The 19,246-nt window shown below is 61.9% G+C and carries 17 protein-coding genes; 13 read left to right on the top strand and 4 right to left on the bottom strand.

Annotated elements, in window-relative coordinates:
* Positions 1–21 precede the first annotated feature (21 nt).
* The 8 genes from thiC to O0882_RS24670 all read left to right on the top strand — a co-directional run bounded on the left by thiC (position 22) and on the right by O0882_RS24670 (position 7,251).
* Positions 22–1,935 (top strand): phosphomethylpyrimidine synthase ThiC, encoded by a 1,914-nt coding sequence (thiC, locus tag O0882_RS24705; protein ID WP_289952326.1) that lies wholly within the window; start codon positions 22–24, stop codon positions 1,933–1,935.
* Positions 1,936–1,946: 11 nt separating this feature from the next.
* A complete protein-coding gene (gene thiS / locus O0882_RS24700) occupies positions 1,947–2,159 on the top strand; it encodes a sulfur carrier protein ThiS (protein ID WP_170840567.1) in 213 nt (70 codons plus the stop codon).
* 15 nt (positions 2,160–2,174) lie between these two features.
* A complete protein-coding gene (locus O0882_RS24695; protein WP_289952325.1) occupies positions 2,175–2,969 on the top strand; it encodes a thiazole synthase in 795 nt (264 codons plus the stop codon).
* 8 nt (positions 2,970–2,977) lie between these two features.
* Positions 2,978–3,745: a hydroxymethylpyrimidine/phosphomethylpyrimidine kinase gene (locus O0882_RS24690; protein WP_289952324.1), complete on the top strand. Its 768-nt coding sequence runs from the start codon at positions 2,978–2,980 to the stop codon at positions 3,743–3,745.
* Between the two features lie 10 nt (positions 3,746–3,755).
* Positions 3,756–4,367 (top strand): thiamine phosphate synthase, encoded by a 612-nt coding sequence (gene thiE, locus O0882_RS24685; RefSeq protein WP_289952323.1) that lies wholly within the window; start codon positions 3,756–3,758, stop codon positions 4,365–4,367.
* Between the two features lie 78 nt (positions 4,368–4,445).
* Positions 4,446–5,078, top strand: a complete 633-nt coding sequence (locus O0882_RS24680; protein ID WP_096233822.1) for a response regulator — start codon at positions 4,446–4,448, stop codon at positions 5,076–5,078.
* A 26-nt stretch (positions 5,079–5,104) separates the two neighbouring features.
* Positions 5,105–6,211: an S-(hydroxymethyl)glutathione dehydrogenase/class III alcohol dehydrogenase gene (locus O0882_RS24675; RefSeq protein ID WP_096233823.1), complete on the top strand. Its 1,107-nt coding sequence runs from the start codon at positions 5,105–5,107 to the stop codon at positions 6,209–6,211.
* A gap of 185 nt (positions 6,212–6,396) precedes the next feature.
* Positions 6,397–7,251: a hypothetical protein gene (locus O0882_RS24670; protein WP_289952322.1), complete on the top strand. Its 855-nt coding sequence runs from the start codon at positions 6,397–6,399 to the stop codon at positions 7,249–7,251.
* Here the strand turns inward: O0882_RS24670 and O0882_RS24665 are convergent.
* On the bottom strand, positions 7,248–7,523 hold the full coding sequence (locus tag O0882_RS24665; protein WP_289952321.1) for a hypothetical protein: 276 nt from the start codon (positions 7,521–7,523) through the stop codon (positions 7,248–7,250). The two genes, O0882_RS24670 and O0882_RS24665, sit on opposite strands and share 4 nt — an antisense overlap.
* Positions 7,524–7,632: 109 nt before the next feature.
* Between O0882_RS24665 and O0882_RS24660 the strand changes: the two genes are divergently transcribed.
* On the top strand, positions 7,633–9,942 hold the full coding sequence (locus O0882_RS24660) for a UvrD-helicase domain-containing protein (RefSeq protein ID WP_289952320.1): 2,310 nt from the start codon (positions 7,633–7,635) through the stop codon (positions 9,940–9,942).
* 87 nt (positions 9,943–10,029) lie between these two features.
* Here the strand turns inward: O0882_RS24660 and O0882_RS24655 are convergent, their stop codons facing one another.
* From O0882_RS24655 to O0882_RS24645, 3 genes are all read right to left on the bottom strand, one after another.
* On the bottom strand, positions 10,030–10,815 hold the full coding sequence (locus tag O0882_RS24655) for a BPSS1780 family membrane protein (RefSeq protein ID WP_289952319.1): 786 nt from the start codon (positions 10,813–10,815) through the stop codon (positions 10,030–10,032).
* Between the two features lie 2 nt (positions 10,816–10,817).
* Complete coding sequence (locus tag O0882_RS24650; RefSeq protein WP_289952318.1) at positions 10,818–11,774, bottom strand: homoserine kinase; 957 nt, start codon at positions 11,772–11,774, stop codon at positions 10,818–10,820.
* 83 nt (positions 11,775–11,857) lie between these two features.
* Positions 11,858–12,253: a hypothetical protein gene (locus O0882_RS24645; protein WP_096233830.1), complete on the bottom strand. Its 396-nt coding sequence runs from the start codon at positions 12,251–12,253 to the stop codon at positions 11,858–11,860.
* A 292-nt stretch (positions 12,254–12,545) separates the two neighbouring features.
* Here O0882_RS24645 and polA point away from each other — a divergent pair, with 292 nt between their 5' ends.
* The 4 genes from polA (at position 12,546) to O0882_RS24625 (ending at position 19,243) form a co-directional block, all read left to right on the top strand.
* Complete coding sequence (gene polA / locus O0882_RS24640) at positions 12,546–15,305, top strand: DNA polymerase I (protein WP_289952317.1); 2,760 nt, start codon at positions 12,546–12,548, stop codon at positions 15,303–15,305.
* Positions 15,306–15,336: 31 nt separating this feature from the next.
* Complete coding sequence (locus O0882_RS24635) at positions 15,337–16,221, top strand: dienelactone hydrolase family protein (RefSeq protein WP_289952316.1); 885 nt, start codon at positions 15,337–15,339, stop codon at positions 16,219–16,221.
* Positions 16,222–16,463: 242 nt separating this feature from the next.
* Positions 16,464–17,222, top strand: coding sequence for a ZIP family metal transporter (locus O0882_RS24630; RefSeq protein ID WP_052140365.1), 759 nt, complete (start codon positions 16,464–16,466; stop codon positions 17,220–17,222).
* A 284-nt stretch (positions 17,223–17,506) separates the two neighbouring features.
* A complete protein-coding gene (locus O0882_RS24625) occupies positions 17,507–19,243 on the top strand; it encodes an ATP-binding cassette domain-containing protein (RefSeq protein WP_289952315.1) in 1,737 nt (578 codons plus the stop codon).
* The last annotated feature ends 3 nt before the right edge of the window (positions 19,244–19,246 follow it).

Here is a 19,246-nt window from a genome sequence, read left to right as displayed (position 1 = left end):
TAGTCTAGCCAAGGAGCCAAAATGAACGCCAACCCGAAATTCCTCTCCGCCACCGCCACGGTCGACGAAGCCGCCATCGCGCCGCTGCCCAATTCGCGCAAGATCTATGTCGAAGGCAGCCGCCCCGACATCCGCGTGCCCATGCGCAGAATCAGCCAGTCCGACACGGAAGCGTCGTTCGGCGGCGAAAAGAATCCACCGATCTACGTGTACGACACCTCCGGCCCCTACACGGACCCGGACGTGCAGATCGACATCCGCTCGGGCCTCGATACGCCGCGCCTGCCGTGGATCATGGAGCGTGCCGACACGGAAGAATTGCCTGGCCCTACCTCCGATTACGGCATCGCCCGCCTGGCGGACCCGAAACTGGCCGAGCTGCGTTTCAACTTGCACCGCAAGCCGCGCCGCGCCATTGCCGGCAAGAACGTCACGCAAATGCATTACGCGAAGCGCGGCATCATCACGCCGGAAATGGAATTCGTCGCCATCCGCGAAAACATGCGCCGCCAGGAGTATTTGCGCGAACTGCAAGCTTCCGGCCCCATGGGCGAACGCCTGGCCGACCTGATGGGCCGCCAGCACCCGGGCCAGTCGTTTGGCGCCAGCATCCCGGCCGAAATCACGCCGGAATTCGTGCGCGAGGAAATCGCGCGTGGCCGCGCCATCATTCCCGCCAACATCAACCACCCGGAAGTGGAACCGATGATCATCGGCCGCAATTTCCTGGTGAAAATCAATGCCAACATCGGCAATTCGGCCGTCACGTCTTCCATCGGCGAGGAAGTGGAGAAGATGACCTGGGCCATCCGCTGGGGCGGCGACAACGTGATGGACTTGTCTACCGGCAAGCATATCCATGAAACGCGCGAATGGATCGTGCGCAACAGCCCCGTGCCCATCGGTACCGTGCCCATCTACCAGGCGCTGGAAAAGGTCAACGGCAAGGCCGAAGATTTAACTTGGGAAATCTTCCGCGATACCCTCATCGAGCAGGCCGAGCAGGGCGTCGACTACTTCACCATCCATGCGGGCGTGTTGTTGCGCTACGTGCCGATGACGGCCAAGCGCTTGACGGGCATCGTCTCGCGCGGCGGCTCGATCATGGCGAAATGGTGTCTGGCGCATCACCAGGAATCGTTCCTGTACACGCATTTCAAAGACATCTGCGAAATCATGAAAGCGTATGACGTGTCGTTTTCGTTGGGCGACGGCTTGCGCCCCGGTTCCATCTATGATGCCAACGACGAAGCGCAGCTGGGTGAACTGAAAACCCTGGGCGAGCTGACGCAAGTTGCCTGGAAGCACGATGTACAGGTGATGATCGAGGGGCCAGGCCACGTGCCCATGCAGCTGATCAAGGAAAACATGGACTTGCAGCTGGAACAGTGCGGCGAAGCGCCGTTCTACACCCTGGGACCGTTGACGACGGACATCGCGCCCGGCTACGACCACATCACGTCCGGCATCGGCGCGGCCATGATCGGCTGGTATGGCACGGCCATGCTGTGTTACGTGACGCCGAAGGAACACCTGGGCCTGCCCAACAAGGCGGACGTCAAGGACGGCATCATCACCTACAAGATTGCGGCGCATGCGGCCGACCTGGCGAAAGGCCATCCGGGCGCGCAAATCCGCGACAACGCCCTGTCGAAAGCGCGTTTCGAATTCCGCTGGGATGACCAGTTCAACATCGGCCTGGATCCGGACAAGGCGCGCGAATTCCACGATGAAACCTTGCCCAAGGATTCGGCCAAGGTGGCGCATTTTTGCTCCATGTGCGGCCCGCATTTCTGTTCGATGAAGATCACGCAGGAAGTGCGTGAATACGCGGCCGGCATGGGCATCGCGGAAGACAAGGCGCTCCAGCAGGGAATGGAGGTGAAAGCCATCGAATTCGTCAAGAACGGCGCCGAGCTGTACCGCAAGGTCTGAAGGAGAGCGTGATGCCTGCATTGATATCCATCACGCTCAACGGCGCACCGCACCAGGTGCCGCCGGGGCAAACCCTCGATCAATTGATCGCCGCGCTGTCGCTGGAAAACCAGGCGCTGGCGCTGGCCGTCAACCGCAATGTGGTGCCGCGCAAGGCGTGGCCGGGACAGGTCTTGCAGGTGCAAGACCAAGTGGAAATCGTACGCGCCATCGGCGGCGGCTAGACTAAGGAAAAAGCAATGACAAGTAATAACAACGACGACCTGCTGACCATCGCAGGCAAACAGTATCAATCGCGCTTGCTGGTCGGTAGCGGCAAGTACAAGGACTTGCCGCAGACGCGCGAAGCGACGGACGCGGCCGAGGCGCAAATCATCACGGTGGCCATCCGCAGGGTCAACATCGGGCAAGACCCGAACGCGCCCAGCCTGCTCGACTTCGTGCCGCCGGACCAGTACACGATTTTGCCGAACACGGCCGGCTGCTACAACGCGAAAGATGCCGTCTACACCCTGCAGCTGGCGCGCGAGCTGCTGGGCGGACGCAATCTGGTGAAACTGGAAGTGCTGGGCGACGAGAAGACCCTGTTTCCGCACATGCCAGAAACCCTGATCGCGGCCGAAGCCCTGGTCAAGGATGGCTTTGACGTGATGGTCTACTGCAGCGACGACCCCATCCAGGCAAAGATTTTGGAAGACATCGGCTGCGTGGCCGTCATGCCGCTGGCCTCTTTGATTGGCTCGGGCATGGGCATTTTGAATCCGTGGAATCTGTCGCTGATCATCGATCAAGCCAAGGTGCCCGTGCTGGTGGATGCGGGCGTGGGCACGGCGTCGGATGCGGCCATTGCCATGGAACTCGGTTGCGATGGCGTACTGATGAATACGGCGATTGCCGGCGCGCGCGACCCCGTGCGCATGGCGCGTGCGATGAAGCTGGCCGTGCGGGCCGGGCGCGAAGCGTTCCTGGCGGGGCGCATGCCGCGCAAATTTTCCGCCTCGCCTTCGTCGCCGATGGCGGGCCGCCTGGCGTGATGGTGCCGATGCGTCCGCCGTGTCGTCCGGTTGTGCTGGTGTTTGCCGGCCTCGATCCTTCGGGCGGCGCCGGCCTGGCCGCCGATATTTTATCCATTGCGGCGCAGGGTGCGCATGCGCTGCCCGTGATCACGGCGCTGACGGTGCAGGACAATGACCGCGTGTTTGCTGTCGAACCGGTGGCGCCGGCATTGCTGCGCCGCCAGGCGCTGGCCCTGAGCGACAAAATGGAGATTCATGCCGTGAAGATCGGCATCCCTGGCAGCGCCGCGAATGCGGCCGTCATCGCGCAACTGATCGCGCAATTGCGGCAGGCGCGGCCCGATTTGCCCGTGGTGCTCGACCCCGTACTGGCCAGCGGCCATGGCGACGTGCTCAGCCGGGACGACGCCGTGCTGGCGCTGGCGCCCTTGCTGCCGCTGACGACCGTGATCGTGCCGAACGGGCCGGAAGCGCTGGCCCTCGGTGGCGCAGAAAACCTGCGCGCGCAAGGCTGCCAGCACGTGCTGGTGACGGGCGGGCATGGCGACGGTGAGGAAGTGCTCAACCGTTGGTTTGATGCCGAGGGCGGCGAGCGCGAGTGGCGCTGGCCCCGTTTGCCGGGCGCCTTCCACGGCAGCGGCTGCACTCTGGCCTCGGCCATCGCGGCGCGCCTGGCACTGGGCCAGGCACTGCCCGAAGCGCTGGATCTGGCGCAAAGCTATTGCCATGCGGCCCTGGCCGATGCGTATGCGATTGCGCCAGGTCAACTCATGCCGCAACGATTCATTCAATAAGGAAATCATCATGCGTGGACTGTATCTGGTCACCCCGAACTGGGACGACACCGACCGCCTGCTCGACGTGAGCGAGCAAGCCCTGCAGGAAGGCGTGGCCCTGCTGCAATACCGCCACAAGAGCGCCGAGGCGGAGCAACGGCGCGAACAGGCCGGCGCCTTGCTGGCGCTGGCCCGCAAGTATGGCGTGCCCTTCATCATCAACGATTTTATCGAGCTGTGCGAAGAGCTCGACGCGGACGGCGTGCACGTGGGCGGTACGGACGCCTCCGTGGCGCAGGTGCGCGCGCGCCTGGGCAAGGACAAGATCGTCGGCGCTTCCTGTTATGGCGACATGGCCCTGGCACGGACGGCCGAGGCGGGCGGCGCCAGCTATGTGGCCTTCGGCGGCTTTTATCCGTCGCAGGTGAAAAAGTACCCGGTTACCACGCCGCTCGATATCGTGCTGCAAGCCAAACGCGAGATCAGCTTGCCGTGCGTGGTGATCGGCGGCATGACGCCGGAAAACGCGGCGCCGCTGGTGGCGCGCGGCGCCGACATGGTGGCAGCCATCACGAGCGTCTATCAAGCGGACGATATAGATATTGCAGTGCAGCAATTCAATCAATTGTTTGCGGCATGAGCACGGGAATGGAAGGCTGATTTGGGGGAATAATCGGCATATAATAAGAACATCATTCATTACCGAGGTCCCCCACCCATGAGTCAGCCAGCCGCCGCGAAACGCCTTATCCTGATCGTTGACGATGACCAGCTCCTGTTGGAATTCCTCGGCGAAATCCTGCGCCATGCCGGCTACGAGACGGCCCTGGCCAATTCGGCCGAAGTGGCGCTGCAAATGGTCGCCCAGCGCGAGCCGGACCTGGCCTTGCTCGACATCCACATGCCGGGCATGTCCGGCCTGGAACTGGCCAAGCGCCTGCATGGCGAGACGGGCGTGCCATTCATGTTCCTGTCCGGCAGCGGTGACAGCGAATCGGGCAAGCAGGCGGCCGCCTACGGCGCCGTCGGCTATGTGGTGAAACCCGTCGATGAAGGCCGCTTGATGCCCGCCTTCGAAGCGGGCCTGGCGCGTGCCGACGAGATCCGCCAGTTGCGGCGTACCGAGCTGAACCTGAACGCGGCCCTGGCTGCGGGACGCGAAACGAGTTTGGCCGTCGGCTTGCTGATGGGCAAGTTCCAGACGGACCGCAACACGGCGTTCGAAGTGCTGCGCGACCACGCCCGCTCCAGCCGCCGCAAGATCAATGAAATCGCCAGCCAGTTGCTGCTGGCCGAGGAAACCCTGAATGGCCTGCACGGCGCCTTTTTGAACCGGGCGAAAACCAAGTAAGCGTTTCAACCATACACAGGACATACATGAAAACCAAAGCAGCGATTGCATGGAAGGCGGGCGCACCGCTGACGATTGAAGAAGTCGACCTGGCCGGCCCGCGCGAGGGCGAGGTGCTGGTCGAGATCAAGGCCACGGGCATTTGCCACACCGATTACTACACCCTGTCGGGCGCCGACCCGGAAGGCATCTTCCCGTCCATCCTCGGCCATGAAGGCGCCGGCATCGTCGTTGACGTGGGGCCGGGCGTGAAAAGCCTGAAAAAGGATGACCACGTCATTCCCCTGTACACGCCGGAATGCCGCCAGTGCAAATTCTGCCTGTCGCAAAAAACGAACTTGTGCCAGTCGATCCGCTCGACCCAGGGCCGCGGCCTGATGCCGGACGCCACCTCGCGTTTTTCCATCGACGGTAAACCCATCTTCCACTACATGGGCACGTCCACCTTCTCGAACTACATCGTCGTGCCGGAAATCGCCCTGGCCAAGATCCGCGAAGACGCGCCTTTCGACAAGGTCTGCTATATCGGCTGCGGGGTGACGACGGGCGTGGGCGCCGTGCTGTTTACGGCCAAGGTCGAGGCGGGCGCCAACGTGGTGGTCTTCGGCCTGGGCGGCATCGGCCTGAACGTGATCCAGGCGGCCAAGATGGTCGGCGCCGATAAAATCATCGGCGTTGATATCAATCCGGCGCGCCAGGCCATCGCGCGCAAGTTCGGCATGACGCATTTCGTCAACGCCAACGAAGTGGACAACGTGGTCGACACCATCGTGCAACTGACCGATGGCGGCGCCGATTACAGTTTCGAATGCATCGGCAACACCACCACCATGCGCCAGGCGCTCGAGTGCTGCCACAAGGGCTGGGGCCAGTCCATCATCATCGGCGTGGCGGCGGCCGGCCAGGAGATTTCCACACGTCCATTCCAGCTGGTGACGGGGCGCGTATGGAAAGGTTCCGCCTTCGGTGGCGCGCGGGGACGCACGGACGTGCCGAAGATCGTTGACTGGTATATGGAAGGCAAGCTCAATATCGATGATTTGATCACGCACCGTTTGAAACTGGACGATATCAACCAGGGTTTCGACTTGATGAAGAGCGGCGAATCGATCCGCTCCGTCGTGCTGTATTAATTGAAATACGCCGTACCACGGCGTTTTTGCGGAGGTTGCGGCCTCCGTTTTTTTTTGCCCTGCTTCCATCCATCGTCCATGCTTGCCGTCCAGGCAGGGCTTTTTGCGGCCTGTCGCAGCGCGCTGGAGGCCAGGTTCGGTTGCCGCTACAGTCAACGCTCCACTACTTTTGCGACGAGGCAGCCATGTCCATTTCCCACCGTTTGATCCTCAGCCTGGCCGGTATCCTGCTTGGCGGCAGCGCGCTGGCCGTGCAGCCGCCGCAGCCGCCCGCGCCACCGGCCACACCGGCCGCACCGAGCAAGCAGATTAATATTTCCATGGGCAGCGGCGATGGCTATGCGCTCGTCGACAGCAGCGAGGATAGCGTCACCATGGCCGGCACCGATGTCGATGGCCAGCAGATCAAGCATCTGCAGCGCTCGCTCAAGGGGCAGTTCCTGTGGTTCCGCGACCAGGGCAAGGGCTATGTGACGCAGGACGCCGCGCTGCTGGCCCGCGTGCGCGACGCCTGGAAGCCGTCGCAAGATCTGGGTTTTCAGATGAGTGGCCTGGGCAAGCAGATGAGCGAGCATGGCAAGGCGATGGGCGAACTGGGCAGCAAGATGGGCGCCCATGGCGCAGCGCAGGCGAACGTCGGCGCGCGCGATGTGGCGCAACTGCAGGCGCTGGGCCGCCAGCAGCAGGAACTGGGCCGCAAGATGGGCGAGGCGGCACGCCGCCAGGCGCAGGCGACCACGGAGACGGCGCGCCGCGCGGCCGGGCGCGAGGTGGAACGCCTGCAGCAGCAGATGGAAGATGCGCAGGACGCGATGGAAGAGGTTAACGATCGCATTGCCGCCGCGCACGAGCGCGAGGCGGACAAGGTGGATGTGCTGTCGCGCCAGATGGATCAGCGCGGCAAGCCGATGGAAACGCTGGGCAAGCAAATGGAAGCACTGGGACGCCGGCAGGAAAAGGCATCGAAAGCGGCCGACAAGACCACGCGCCAGGTGATCGCCCAGGCGCTCAGCGAAGGCAAGGCCAGGCTGGTGCGCTAGGCCTGGTTCCACACGGCAGCCACGGCGCGGTATTGCGCCGGCAGTTGCCCTCTGGCCTCGTCCTCGCCGGCATATACCTCATCCTGCACGGTTTCCCAGCGAGAGTCGCAGCTGAAACGGTACACGCGCGCCTCGTCGCCGTAGCGGCATACGGCCAGGCCGTGGATGGCGACGGGGGCGGCGCCATGCTCGTCGGTGACGTGGCCGAACGGCAGGTCGGACCAGGCCCAGGCCAGTACGCGGGCGCCGTCGAGGTGAGTGGGTGGTGTCATGGGATACAGGCCGCTGTGTCGGGATGCCGATTGTAGCGCGCACATGGAAAACTGGCGCGACCGCTGGACAAATGCACAGTATTTTTAGCCATGCCGGTATAATCACGGGATGCAAAATCTTCTTCACAACCTCAATCCCGAACAATACGCCGCCGTCACCTTGCCGGCCCAGCATGCGCTGATCCTGGCGGGCGCCGGTTCGGGCAAGACCCGCGTGCTGACCACCCGCATCGCGTGGCTGATCCAGACCCAGCAGGTATCGCCGCCCGGCATCCTGGCCGTGACGTTTACGAATAAAGCCGCCAAGGAAATGCTCACGCGCCTGTCGGCCATGCTGCCAATCAACACGCGCGGCATGTGGATCGGCACCTTCCACGGCCTGTGCAACCGCTTGCTGCGCACGCATTACCGCGACGCGGCCTTGCCGCAAACGTTCCAGATCCTCGACTCGCAGGATCAATTGTCCGTGATCAAGCGCTTGTTGAAGGCGAATAATATCGATGATGAAAAATTCCCGCCGAAGACGGTGATGTATTTCATCAACAACGCCAAGGACCAGGGCTTGCGCGCCACGGACGTGGAAGCGTACGATGCGCACGAGCGCAAGATGGTCGAGCTGTACCAGCTGTACGACGACCAGTGCCAGCGCGAAGGCGTCGTCGATTTTGCCGAATTGCTGTTGCGCACGTATGAATTGCTCAGCCGCAACCAGCCCCTGCGCGAACACTACCAGGCGCGCTTCCGCCACATCCTCGTGGACGAGTTCCAGGATACGAATAATCTGCAATACAACTGGTTGAAATTGCTGGCCGGCCACGGCAGCCGCGATGGCGGCGCCCTGTTTGCCGTCGGTGACGATGACCAGAGCATCTACGCGTTTCGCGGCGCGAATGTCGGCAATATGAGCGCCTTCGAGCATGAGTTCCAGGTGAAGAACTTGATCAAGCTGGAGCAGAACTACCGCTCGCACGGCCACATCCTCGACAGCGCTAACGTGTTGATCGCGAACAATAGCAAGCGCCTGGGCAAGAATTTGCGCACGGATGCGGGCCATGGCGAGCAGGTGCGCGTGTATGAAGCCAGTTCCGACTTGCAGGAAGCGCAGTGGATCATCGAAGAGGCGAAAAGCCTGATCGCCGATGGCGCCTCGCGCAGCGAAATCGCGATTCTGTACCGCTCGAATGCCCAGTCGCGCGTGATCGAACATGCGCTGTTTTCAGCCAACATTCCGTACCACGTGTACGGCGGCCAGCGCTACTTCCAGCGCGCCGAGGTCAAGCACGCGATTGCCTATTTACAATTGATGGACAATCCGCACAATGACTCCGCTTTCTTGCGCGTGGTGAACTTCCCCACGCGCGGCATCGGCATGCGCTCGATCGAGCAATTGCAGGCAGCGTCCGAGCAATACGGTATTTCGCTGTACGCCTCCGTGCCGTATGTGGCAGGCAAGGCGGGCAGCGTGCTGGCCGGCTTCGTCAAGCTGATCGAAGGCGTGCGTTTCGAAACGCAGCAATTGTCGCTGCCGGAAATGGTGCGGGTGGTGCTGGAAGCGAGTACCTTGCTGCAACACTATCAAAATGAAAAAGAGGGCGCCGACCGCATCGAAAACTTGGAGCAGATGGTCAGCGCGGCCAGCCAGTTCGTTTCCGAGGAGGGTTTCGGCCAGGCGGCACCGGCCCATCTGGGGCCAGCCGCCCAGGCGCAGTCGGGCGCGCCCGTCGTGAACCAGGATGGCATCGAGATACTCGATGCCGATGCGCCGTTGCCTGCCGTCATGTCGCCGCTCTCCGCGTTTTTATCGCACGCGTCGCTGGAAGCGGGTGACAACCAGGCGCAGGCGGGCCAGGATGCGTTGCAGATGATGACGGTGCACTCGGCCAAGGGCCTGGAATTCGACAACGTGTTCATTACCGGCCTGGAAGAAGGCTTGTTCCCGCACGAAAGCAGCTCGAAGGAAGACAATGGCGTGGAAGAAGAACGCCGTCTGATGTACGTGGCCATCACGCGCGCGCGCAAGCGGCTGTACATGAGCTTTGCGCAGACGCGCATGCTGCATGGCCAGACGCGCTACAACATGAAGTCGCGCTTCTTCGATGAATTGCCGGAAGAAGCCCTGAAATGGCTGTCGCCAAAGGTGCAGGCCAACTGGTTCGGCAACCGCAAGTCGGCCTGGGACGAGGCGCCCAAGGTGGCCAGTCTGGGTTCGGATAATGCGATTGCACAAAAGATCGCGCAAAAAGCCACGGGCGGTGGCTGGCGCATCGGCGAATCGGTGGCGCACGCCAAGTTCGGCGAAGGCGTGATCGTCAATATCGAAGGCGGCGGCGGCAATGCGCGCGCGCAAATCAACTTCGGACAGCATGGCATGAAGGTGCTGGACCTGGGGATTGCCAAGCTGGAGAGATTAGGGCGTTGATTGCCGGGGTCAAAATACCGGGGTCAGACCCCCGGTCATGTTGGCGCCAAGCTTTGCGTTAGCGGTGTTGAGGGTCTGACCCCAGCTTCAATTTTTGTCCAGCGACACCGTCTTGCTCTCATCGGCGGGCACGCCGAAGATCTGGCGGTAGGCGGCGTAAAACGAGCAATGCATGATGATGGTGAGTATCATCGACAGCGGCATCATCAGCTGCATCATCAGCGGCGTGCGGCCAAAGATGACGGCCAGCAACTGGCTGGTGACGACGCTGATGGCGAACCAGGTGGAAGCGAAGACGATGAAGGCCGACAGCGAGCGCCAGACGGCGAAAAAGCTGAAGAACAGCGCCTTGCCCAGGCTGACTTGCTGCCAGTAGATCAGCGGCGCGGCAAAGCAGAAGGCCATGGCGGCCGGCACATACAGCACGATGGCCAGCAGGATGCCCAAACCCAGGCGCGATTCGGGGATGGCGGCGCGCGCCGCTTCTTCCGTCAATTGCCCCGTGACCAGTTGCCACAGCAAGCCGTCGTCCACCAGGCTCGAGGCGCCGATGGCAACGATGGCCATCAGGATGTACAGCACGCCCAGGCCCAGCAGGGAAGGAAGCGCGGGCTTGCGGAAGCCCGAAATCAACAGGCTGGGCAGTACGCGCTTGCCCTGGTCGATATGCAGGCAGCCTTGCACGAAGGCGATGGAAAACACGGGCACGAGGATGACGGGCAGCATCTGACCCAGTACGGGCACGATGCTGACGGCCAGCATGCAGAACATATAGCCGAGAAACAGCATCGACATGCCGCCAGGTTGCTGGCGAAACAGGGAGAAGCCCTGTTTCACCCATTGCCAACCTGTACTTGCAGGTAATTTTTCCATGTTTAAAACAGTTCCGGGGCAGGTGTGGCGATACGTTCGCGCAGAATGCGTTCGAAATGCGTGGGATCGTGCGGGGTCAGCATTTCCGCTTCGCGCGGCTGGTAATAATCATACAGACGCGACAGCCAGAAGCGCAGTGCGGCGGCGCGCAGCATTGCTTGCCATGCCGTTTGTTCTTCGTGCGTGAACGGGCGTACGGCCCGGTAGGCGTCCAGCAGGGCGCGCACTCTCGCCTTGTCGAGCACGCCCGTGGCCAGGTCCACGCACCAGTCGTTGACGGTGACGGCCACATCGAACAGCCAGGTGTCGCAGCCGGCAAAGTAAAAGTCGAAAAAGCCCGTCAGTTGCTCGCCGTCAAACATGACGTTGTTGCGGAACAAGTCGGCATGCACGGGACCGCGCGGGATGGCTTTATAGGTATCGCAGGCAGCAAAGGCATCCTGGAAATGGATTTCCGCACGCAGCAAATGCGCCCTGGCATCGTCGAGGTGGTGCAAGACCAGCGGCGTGGTGGCGTTCCACCACTGCAGTCCCCGCAAATTCGGCTGCTGCAGGGGGAAGTCCTGCGCCGCCAGGTGCATCTTCGCCAGCATGGCGCCGACAGCCGCGCAATGCACGGCTTGCGGCGCCATCTGCGAGCTGCCGTCGAGTTTGCTGACGATGGCGGCCGGCTTGCCTTGCAGGGCCGTCACCAGTTCGCCGTCCGCATTGGCGATCGGCGCGGGCACCAGGATGCCCCGGTCCGCCAAATGGCGCATCAGTTGCAGATAGAACGGCAATTGCTCGAAGCTGAGGTTTTCAAAGATCGTCAGCACGTACTCGCCGCGCTCCGTGCTCAGGAAGAAATTGCTGTTTTCGATGCCGGACGCGATGCCCTTGAGCGCCAGAGGTTTGCCGAGTGGAAACTGCGTGAGCCACTGGCCGATATCGTCCAGGTGTAGCGCGGTAAAAACTGCCATGGGAAAGGGAGAAATGGTCTAAAAGGTCAAAAAAAGCCGGCTGCCCCGCAGGTGGCCGGGGCAGGGCAGAAGAGAGTGGCTGCTTACTTCGCTGCTGCGGGTGGTGCTGGCGCGTCTGCTGCCTCTTCGTCGCGTTGTTTCTGTTTCTTCTTGCCCAGGTCGAATTCCAGCACTTTCCATTGCGGGCCGCGCAGGGCATTGCCGTTGGCCTGGTCGGCGCCGGCGGCCGGCTTCATGTAATAGGTGCTGCCGCCCGTGGTGACTTTCACTTCGCTGGTGACACCCGCTTCGCGTTTTTCGGTAATCTGCTGCTTGGCGGCGGCCGGCGCCACGGTGATGGGCGCTTCGCCCATTTCCTCGATACGTTCGAGCTGTGGCGGCGCTTCGCTCGGTTTGGCCGGCGTCTGGGCGCTGGCGATGGCCGAACATGCCAGCAGGGGCAGGGCGAGGAATGTCCAGAGTGTCGATGTACGCATCATGATGGGTTCGCTTCCATGTGTGGGACTGCAGCGCGTGCAGTGCTGTATTGCCGTCAATTTATCTATAAGGCATTGTAACAAACTGGTAGGCAATGCTGTTTAAATGAGGCGAAATGGCTGGCAGCGGCAGCCCGCGCGCCCGCACGGGGCCGCCAGAGTGGCAAAAACGCCAGGAACGAGACGCGTTGCGGCCGGTGGCGTGGGCCTAAACTCTGCGATAATTGGGCGAACTTCCACCCGCCCGCCGCTGTTTCTTCCCGGCTGGCGCGGCTCACCTTATTTTATTGGCATTATGCAAAACACCCTGCTGTTAGTCGACGGTTCCAGTTACCTTTATCGCGCCTTCCATGCGCTGCCCGACCTGCGCAGCCCGGACGGTTATCCCACGGGCGCCATGCACGGCATGGTCAACATGCTGCGCCGCCTGCGCGCCGATTATCCGGCCGCCTACATCGCCTGCGTGTTCGATGCCAAGGGTAAAACTTTCCGCGATGATATGTATCCCGAGTACAAGGCCACGCGCGCCTCGATGCCGGACGACCTGCGCCTGCAGATCGAACCGATCCACGAAGCCGTGCGGGCCATGGGCTGGCCCATTTTGATGGTCGACGGCGTGGAAGCCGATGACGTGATCGGCACCCTGGCCGTGCAGGCCGCTAGCGCCGGCATGAACGTGGTGGTGTCCACCGGCGACAAGGACCTGGCGCAGCTGGTCAACAGCCAGGTGACCCTGATCAATACCATGAGCAATGAAAAGCTCGACGAAGCGGCCGTGCTGGCCAAGTTCGGCGTGCCGCCGAACCGCATCATCGATTATTTGTCGCTGATCGGCGATACGGTCGACAACGTGCCGGGCGTATCGAAATGCGGCCCGAAGACGGCCGTCAAGTGGCTGACCCTGTACGACAGCCTGGAAGGCGTGATGCAAAACGCGGCCAATGTGGGTGGCGCCGTGGGGGAAAACCTGCGCACGGCCCTGCCTTGGCTGCCGCAGGCGCGCGCCTTGATCACCGTCAAGACCGATTGCGATTTGTCCGAGCATATGACAACGATCGCCGATTCGCTGGTGGCGAAACACGAAGACAAGGAAGCGCTGCTGGCCTTCTTCAACCGCTACGGCTTCAAGGCCCTGCTGCGCGAACTGGGTGCGGCGCCGCCGCCGATGTCGCCCGTCGGTGCACCTGTGGCCGGTGGCGCCGCTGCCAACACGACAGGCGACATGTTTGCCGATGCCGCACCAGCGGTGGAAGCCGAGTATGAAACCGTCCTGACCGACGTACAGCTGGATAAATGGATTGCCCTGATCGATGCGGCGCCGTTGACGGCCGTCGACACGGAAACCACCTCGCTGGAACCGATGACGGCGAAAATGGTTGGCATTTCCCTTTCCGTGGCCGAGCACGCCGCCTGCTACATCCCGCTGGCCCACGACTACGCGGGCGCGCCGGATCAGCTGACCCGCGAGCACGTGCTGGCGAAACTGCGCCCGTGGCTGGAAGACGAGACTAAACCCAAGCTGGGCCAGAACCTGAAATATGACAGCCACATCTTCGCCAACCATGGCGTGACGTTGCGCGGCATCGCCCACGATACCTTGCTCGAATCGTATGTGTTCGAGTCGCACAAGAAGCACGACATGGACGGCCTGGCCCTGCGCCACCTGAACTATACGACGATCCCGTTCGAGGATGTGTGCGGCAAGGGCGTCAAGCAGATCACGTTCAATCAAGTCGAGGTAGAGCAGGCGGCCAGGTATGCGGCCGAGGATGCCGACGTCACCTTGCGCTTGCACAATGCCATGTGGGGCAATGTGGCGAATGATGAAAAACTCACCTTCATCTATGAAAAGATCGAGATGCCGACGGCCGTGGTCTTGCAAAAGATCGAGCGCAACGGCGTGCTGATCGACGACGAGTTGCTCAACATCCAGTCGGCCGAACTGGCCGTGAAGATACTCGAGCTGGAAAAGAAGGCGTATGAACTGGCCGAGCAGCCGTTTAATTTAGGCTCGCCCAAGCAGATCGGCGAAATCTTCTTTGAAAAGTTGAAGTTGCCGGTAATTAAAAAAACCCCGACGGGAGCGCCCTCGACGGATGAAGAAGTGCTGCAAAAGCTGGCCGAGGATTATCCGCTGCCCAAAGTGCTGCTGGAATACCGCGGCATGGCCAAGCTGAAATCGACCTACACGGACAAATTGCCAAAGATGATCAACGTCACGACGGGCCGGGTGCACACGAACTATGCGCAAGCCGTGGCCGTGACGGGGCGTTTGGCGTCGAACGATCCGAATCTGCAGAATATTCCCATCCGCAGCGCGGAAGGCCGCCGCATCCGCGAAGCGTTCATCGCGCCTCCGGGCAGCCATATCGTCTCGGCCGACTATTCGCAGATCGAATTGCGCATCATGGCGCACATCTCGGGCGATGAAGCCATGTTGCGCGCATTTGCCGACGGTATCGACATTCACCGCGCCACGGCCGCCGAGATCTTCGGCGTGCCGGCCGCAGAAGTGCAGAGCGAGCAGCGCCGCTACGCCAAGGTCATCAACTTCGGTTTGATCTACGGCATGAGCGCATTCGGCCTGGCCGGTAACCTGGGTGTGGACCGCACGGCAGCGCAAAGCTATATCGACCGCTACTTTGCCCGTTTCTCGGGCGTGAAACAGTATATGGAAGACACGCGCCAGCAAGCCAAGGCGCGCGGCTACGTGGAAACCGTGTTCGGCCGCCGTTTATGGCTGCCGGAAATCAATTCGCCGAACGGCCCGCGCCGCCAGGGCGCGGAACGGGCTGCGATCAATGCGCCCATGCAGGGCACGGCCGCCGACCTGATCAAGCTGGCCATGATTGCCGTGCAAGGCTGGCTGGAAACGGACGGCTTGCAAACAAAAATGATCATGCAGGTGCACGATGAACTGGTGCTGGAAGTGCCGGACGCGGAACTGGAACTGGTCAAGCGCAAGCTGCCGGAACTGATGGCGGGCGTGGCCGCGTTGAAGGTGCCGCTGACGGCCGAGGTAGGAATTGGAAAAAATTGGGACGAAGCGCACTAATTTATAAACGCAACATTTTCAGGAGAAGCGCATGAGCGACATGATCACCGATTGTGAGAGTTTGCTGGGCCAGAGCAGCTTGTCCGGGCCGGACGGCCGGCGTGGTTTCCTGAAGGTGGCGCTAGGCACGGGTTTTGCCGTGGCCGTGCTGCCCGTGGCGGCGCAAAACGTCATCAAGACGGATGCCGCCGGGCTCGTCACGGGCAGCATGTCGGTGATGGTCGATGGCCAGGCCGTGCCCGTGTATGCGGCCCAGCCGGAGGGCAAGACGGGTTTGCCCGTCGTGTTGGTCATTTCGGAAATCTTTGGCGTGCATGAACATATCGCCGACATGGCGCGCCGCTTCGCCAAGCAGGGCTACCTGGCGCTGGCGCCCGACCTGTTCGTGCGTCAGGGCGATCCCACCAAGGTGGCCAGCATCCCGGAGTTGATGAAAGGCATCATCGCCAGGACGCCGGACGCGCAAGTGATGGCGGACCTCGATGCGGTTGTTGCGTGGGCGAAACAGAATGGCGGCGACACGAGCCGCCTGGGCATCACGGGCTTTTGCTGGGGCGGGCGCATCACCTGGCTGTACGCGGCGCACAATCCGGCCGTCAAGGCGGGCGTGGCCTGGTATGGCCGCCTGGTGGGCGAAGCGACTGCCTTGCAGCCGAGCAACCCCATCGATATCGCCCCGACCTTGAAGGTCCCCGTGCTGGGCTTGTATGGCGGCAAGGATACGGGCATCACGCAGGAATCGATCGCCAAGATGAAGGACGCGCTGGCCAAGGGCGGCAACAAGTCGGAATTCGTCGTGTATCCCGATGCGGGCCACGCCTTCAACGCCGATTACCGCCCCAGCTATGTGGCGGCCGATGCAAAAGACGGCTATGCGCGTTGTTTAGCTTGGTTCAGGAGCCACGGTGTGGCGTGATCTGCAGCAGAAAAACACCGCATTTCCCAGAAGTTAACGCGAAAGGCGCACCGGGCTGTAAAATGCCCGGTTCGCGTCAATGCAGTACAATTGCATCTTCATCGCGCTACGCTGCCGCCAAACGCGCAAATGTAAATAATAGATAACAACGCATTCATCAGGCCAGACGCCAGCATCGCGGCGCCAGTGACCCGGCGCCATTTTGAGGTAAGAAAATCATCGATCCCGTCCTTATATCCATTTTGCTCGCGACCACGATCGCGGGCGTGTTCAGCATTACCGCGGCGGCGATCTTTTCGTTTGCATTCCTGTCCAAGGTGGTCGAGCGCATGGTCAGCTTGTCCGTCGGCATCATGCTGTCGACGTCATTGCTGCATGCCTTGCCGGAAGCGTTCGAGTCGCAAGCGGACCCGCGCAGCCTGTTTGCCACGCTGTTGGCGGGCTTGCTGGCCTTCTTCATGCTGGAAAAATTCGCCATTCTGCGCCATTCGCACCACCACGAAGGCGATGGCCACCACCATGCCCACGGCCACGACAAGCACGAGGCGGGCAAGGCCGGCTGGATGATCCTGGTCGGCGACGGCATGCACAATTTTACGGACGGCATCCTGATCGCCGCCGCCTTCCTGGCCGACCCGAAGCTGGGTCTGGTCACGGGCCTGGCCATCATCGCGCATGAAATCCCGCAGGAAATCGGCGATTTTATCGTACTGCTCAATGCCGGCTTTTCGCGCCTGCGTGCCTACATCTTCAACCTGCTGTGCAGCCTGATGGCGGTGGCCGGTGGTTTGCTCGGCTATTTCACCCTGGACCGCGCCAGCAATCTGATTCCTTATGTGCTCGTGTTCGCCTCGTCCGGCTTCATCTATATCGCCTTGAGCGACCTGATGCCGCAGATGCAGCGCCGCGCCACCCTGCGCGAAACGATTCCGCAAGTGCTGCTGATCGCATTGGGCGTGTGTATCGTGCTGTTCCTGACGCATAAGCGCCACGGCGGTTGAGGCGCCGTTTTACCGGCGCAGTGCCACCTATGCTATATTGCCTTTTTGACTAACTTGAACAGAAAGGAGGAAAATATGGAAATTTTTATGCTCGCCCTATGGGATGCGCGTTCTTTAAGCGCATTTTCCCGCTCTTGCCCACGTTCTATCGCGCTGCGATAACCTGGCCAGAGCAAAGCCACCCTCATAAATAGAGTTTTTCTCTAGAGTCCTTTCTCGGCTCACGGTTTTCGTTAGCGCTCCTGTTAACGCGGATGCTTGCATCCCGAACAAAGACAAGAGCCATGACTACCCTTATCTCTACCCAAGCTTTACAGCTGGACACCCACGACGGTTTCCTCTTCAATGAACTCGCCTTTACCTTGCGCCAGGGCGACCGCATCGGCCTGATTGGCCACAATGGCTGCGGCAAATCCACCTTGCTGGGCTTGCTCAGCGGTACGCGGGAAGCCACGTCCGGCACCATCCATGTCGCTCGTGCCTGCCGTTTGCAGCACGTGGAACAGCACTTGCCGGCCGAACTTGCCAGCCTGAGCCTGTACGACGCCTTGCTGGCGCCCGTGCTGGAGCAGCCGGAACTGCATTGGCGGATCGACAGCCTGCTGGCCGAGCTGGGTTTTGACCTGGAGACGGCGCAAGTGCCCGTGCATTCCTTGTCCGGCGGCCAGCACACGCGGCTGCTGCTGGGGCGTGCCCTGCTGCAGGAGCCGAACGTGCTGCTGCTCGATGAACCGAGCAATCACCTGGATTTGCCATCGCTGCTGTGGCTGGAGCAATTCCTGTTGAGCTGGCGCGGCGCCTTCGTCCTCGTCTCGCACGACCAGCGCCTGCTCGACAACGTGGCCACGCGCAGCTGGGTCTTGCGCGATAGCCGCCTGTACGATTTCGACTTGCCGTGCGGCCCCGCGCTGGCGGCGCTGGCCGAGGCGGACGTGGCCGCTGCCGCCCGGCATGCGGCCGAACAGAAGGAAATCGACCGCCTGGCCGTCAGCAGCACCCGCCTGGCCTTGTGGGGCAAGATCTACGATAACGTCGGCATGGCGCGCAAGGCCAAGAGCATGCAGCGGCGCATCGACAAGCTGCAGGATGAACAGTCCTTCGTCAGCGATGGCGCGCCCTGGCGCTTGAGTCTGCGCGGCAAGGCGCTGGCGGCCGACCAGTTGCTGGCGCTGGACGGGCTGGACGTGCGCGCCGTGCCGCAATCTCCCGTGCTGTTCCAGGTGGGCCAGCTGTGGCTGAAACCGGGTGACCGGGTCGCCTTGCTGGGCGCCAACGGCAGTGGCAAGTCGTCCTTGCTGCGCCTGTGCTGGCAAGCGATCCAGGCACAGGAGGAACGCAGCGACTTGCGCTACCACCACGCGGCCAACATCGGTTACTACGACCAGTCGCTCAAGCAACTGGCCGACGAGGCGGATTTGTCCGACGCCCTGTACCCGTTTGCCGTGCAAAACGAGGCGGCGCGCAGCCAGGTGGCGCGCAAGCAAGCCTTGATTTCAGCCGGTTTTCCATATGCGCGCCATGGCCAGACGGTGGCGACTCTGAGCGGCGGCGAGCGGGCGCGGCTGCTGTTCTTGGGGCTGTCGCTGGCCAGCTATCATTTATTGCTGCTCGACGAGCCCAGCAACCACCTGGACATGCAGGGCAAGGGGGAGCTGGGGCAAGCGCTGCGCGGCTTTGCGGGCGGCTGCCTGCTGGTGTCGCACGACCGCGACCTGATCGAGACGGCCTGCAACCGTTTTTGGGTGGTGGCCGATGGCCAGCTGGAAGAGTGGCCGGATGCGGCCAGCGCGTATGCACGGCTGAGCGCCGAGGATGGGCCGGCGTTGACGCCCGCGCCGCGCGTGGAGCATGTGTCTGCGGTGCTGACGGACATCGACGTGCAGCTGGAGCGTTTGTGCGAACTGGAGCAATTGCTGGCGGAAGACCTGGCGAGAAAACCGCGCCACCAGAAACCGGCCAGCCAGCAGGCGTGGCTGGCGGAACTGGAACAGTTGAGTCAGGCGCTGGGGATAACGTCGTAGTTA

Origin of the sequence: Janthinobacterium sp. SUN073, from assembly GCF_030397665.1 — a bacterium.
GTDB lineage: Bacteria > Pseudomonadota > Gammaproteobacteria > Burkholderiales > Burkholderiaceae_D > Janthinobacterium.
The sequence above is the reverse complement of the archived record's forward strand: the minus strand, read 5'-3'. Positions and strand labels throughout refer to the sequence as shown.

Coding starts and splice junctions, on each gene's coding strand:
- thiC (WP_289952326.1), top strand. CDS start 22: ATGAACGCCAACCCGAAATTCCTCTCCGCCACCGCCACGGTCGACGAA.
- thiS (WP_170840567.1), top strand. CDS start 1,947: ATGCCTGCATTGATATCCATCACGCTCAACGGCGCACCGCACCAGGTG.
- O0882_RS24695 (WP_289952325.1), top strand. CDS start 2,175: ATGACAAGTAATAACAACGACGACCTGCTGACCATCGCAGGCAAACAG.
- O0882_RS24690 (WP_289952324.1), top strand. CDS start 2,978: ATGCGTCCGCCGTGTCGTCCGGTTGTGCTGGTGTTTGCCGGCCTCGAT.
- thiE (WP_289952323.1), top strand. CDS start 3,756: ATGCGTGGACTGTATCTGGTCACCCCGAACTGGGACGACACCGACCGC.
- O0882_RS24680 (WP_096233822.1), top strand. CDS start 4,446: ATGAGTCAGCCAGCCGCCGCGAAACGCCTTATCCTGATCGTTGACGAT.
- O0882_RS24675 (WP_096233823.1), top strand. CDS start 5,105: ATGAAAACCAAAGCAGCGATTGCATGGAAGGCGGGCGCACCGCTGACG.
- O0882_RS24670 (WP_289952322.1), top strand. CDS start 6,397: ATGTCCATTTCCCACCGTTTGATCCTCAGCCTGGCCGGTATCCTGCTT.
- O0882_RS24665 (WP_289952321.1), bottom strand. CDS start 7,523: ATGACACCACCCACTCACCTCGACGGCGCCCGCGTACTGGCCTGGGCC.
- O0882_RS24660 (WP_289952320.1), top strand. CDS start 7,633: ATGCAAAATCTTCTTCACAACCTCAATCCCGAACAATACGCCGCCGTC.
- O0882_RS24655 (WP_289952319.1), bottom strand. CDS start 10,815: ATGGAAAAATTACCTGCAAGTACAGGTTGGCAATGGGTGAAACAGGGC.
- O0882_RS24650 (WP_289952318.1), bottom strand. CDS start 11,774: ATGGCAGTTTTTACCGCGCTACACCTGGACGATATCGGCCAGTGGCTC.
- O0882_RS24645 (WP_096233830.1), bottom strand. CDS start 12,253: ATGATGCGTACATCGACACTCTGGACATTCCTCGCCCTGCCCCTGCTG.
- polA (WP_289952317.1), top strand. CDS start 12,546: ATGCAAAACACCCTGCTGTTAGTCGACGGTTCCAGTTACCTTTATCGC.
- O0882_RS24635 (WP_289952316.1), top strand. CDS start 15,337: ATGAGCGACATGATCACCGATTGTGAGAGTTTGCTGGGCCAGAGCAGC.
- O0882_RS24625 (WP_289952315.1), top strand. CDS start 17,507: ATGACTACCCTTATCTCTACCCAAGCTTTACAGCTGGACACCCACGAC.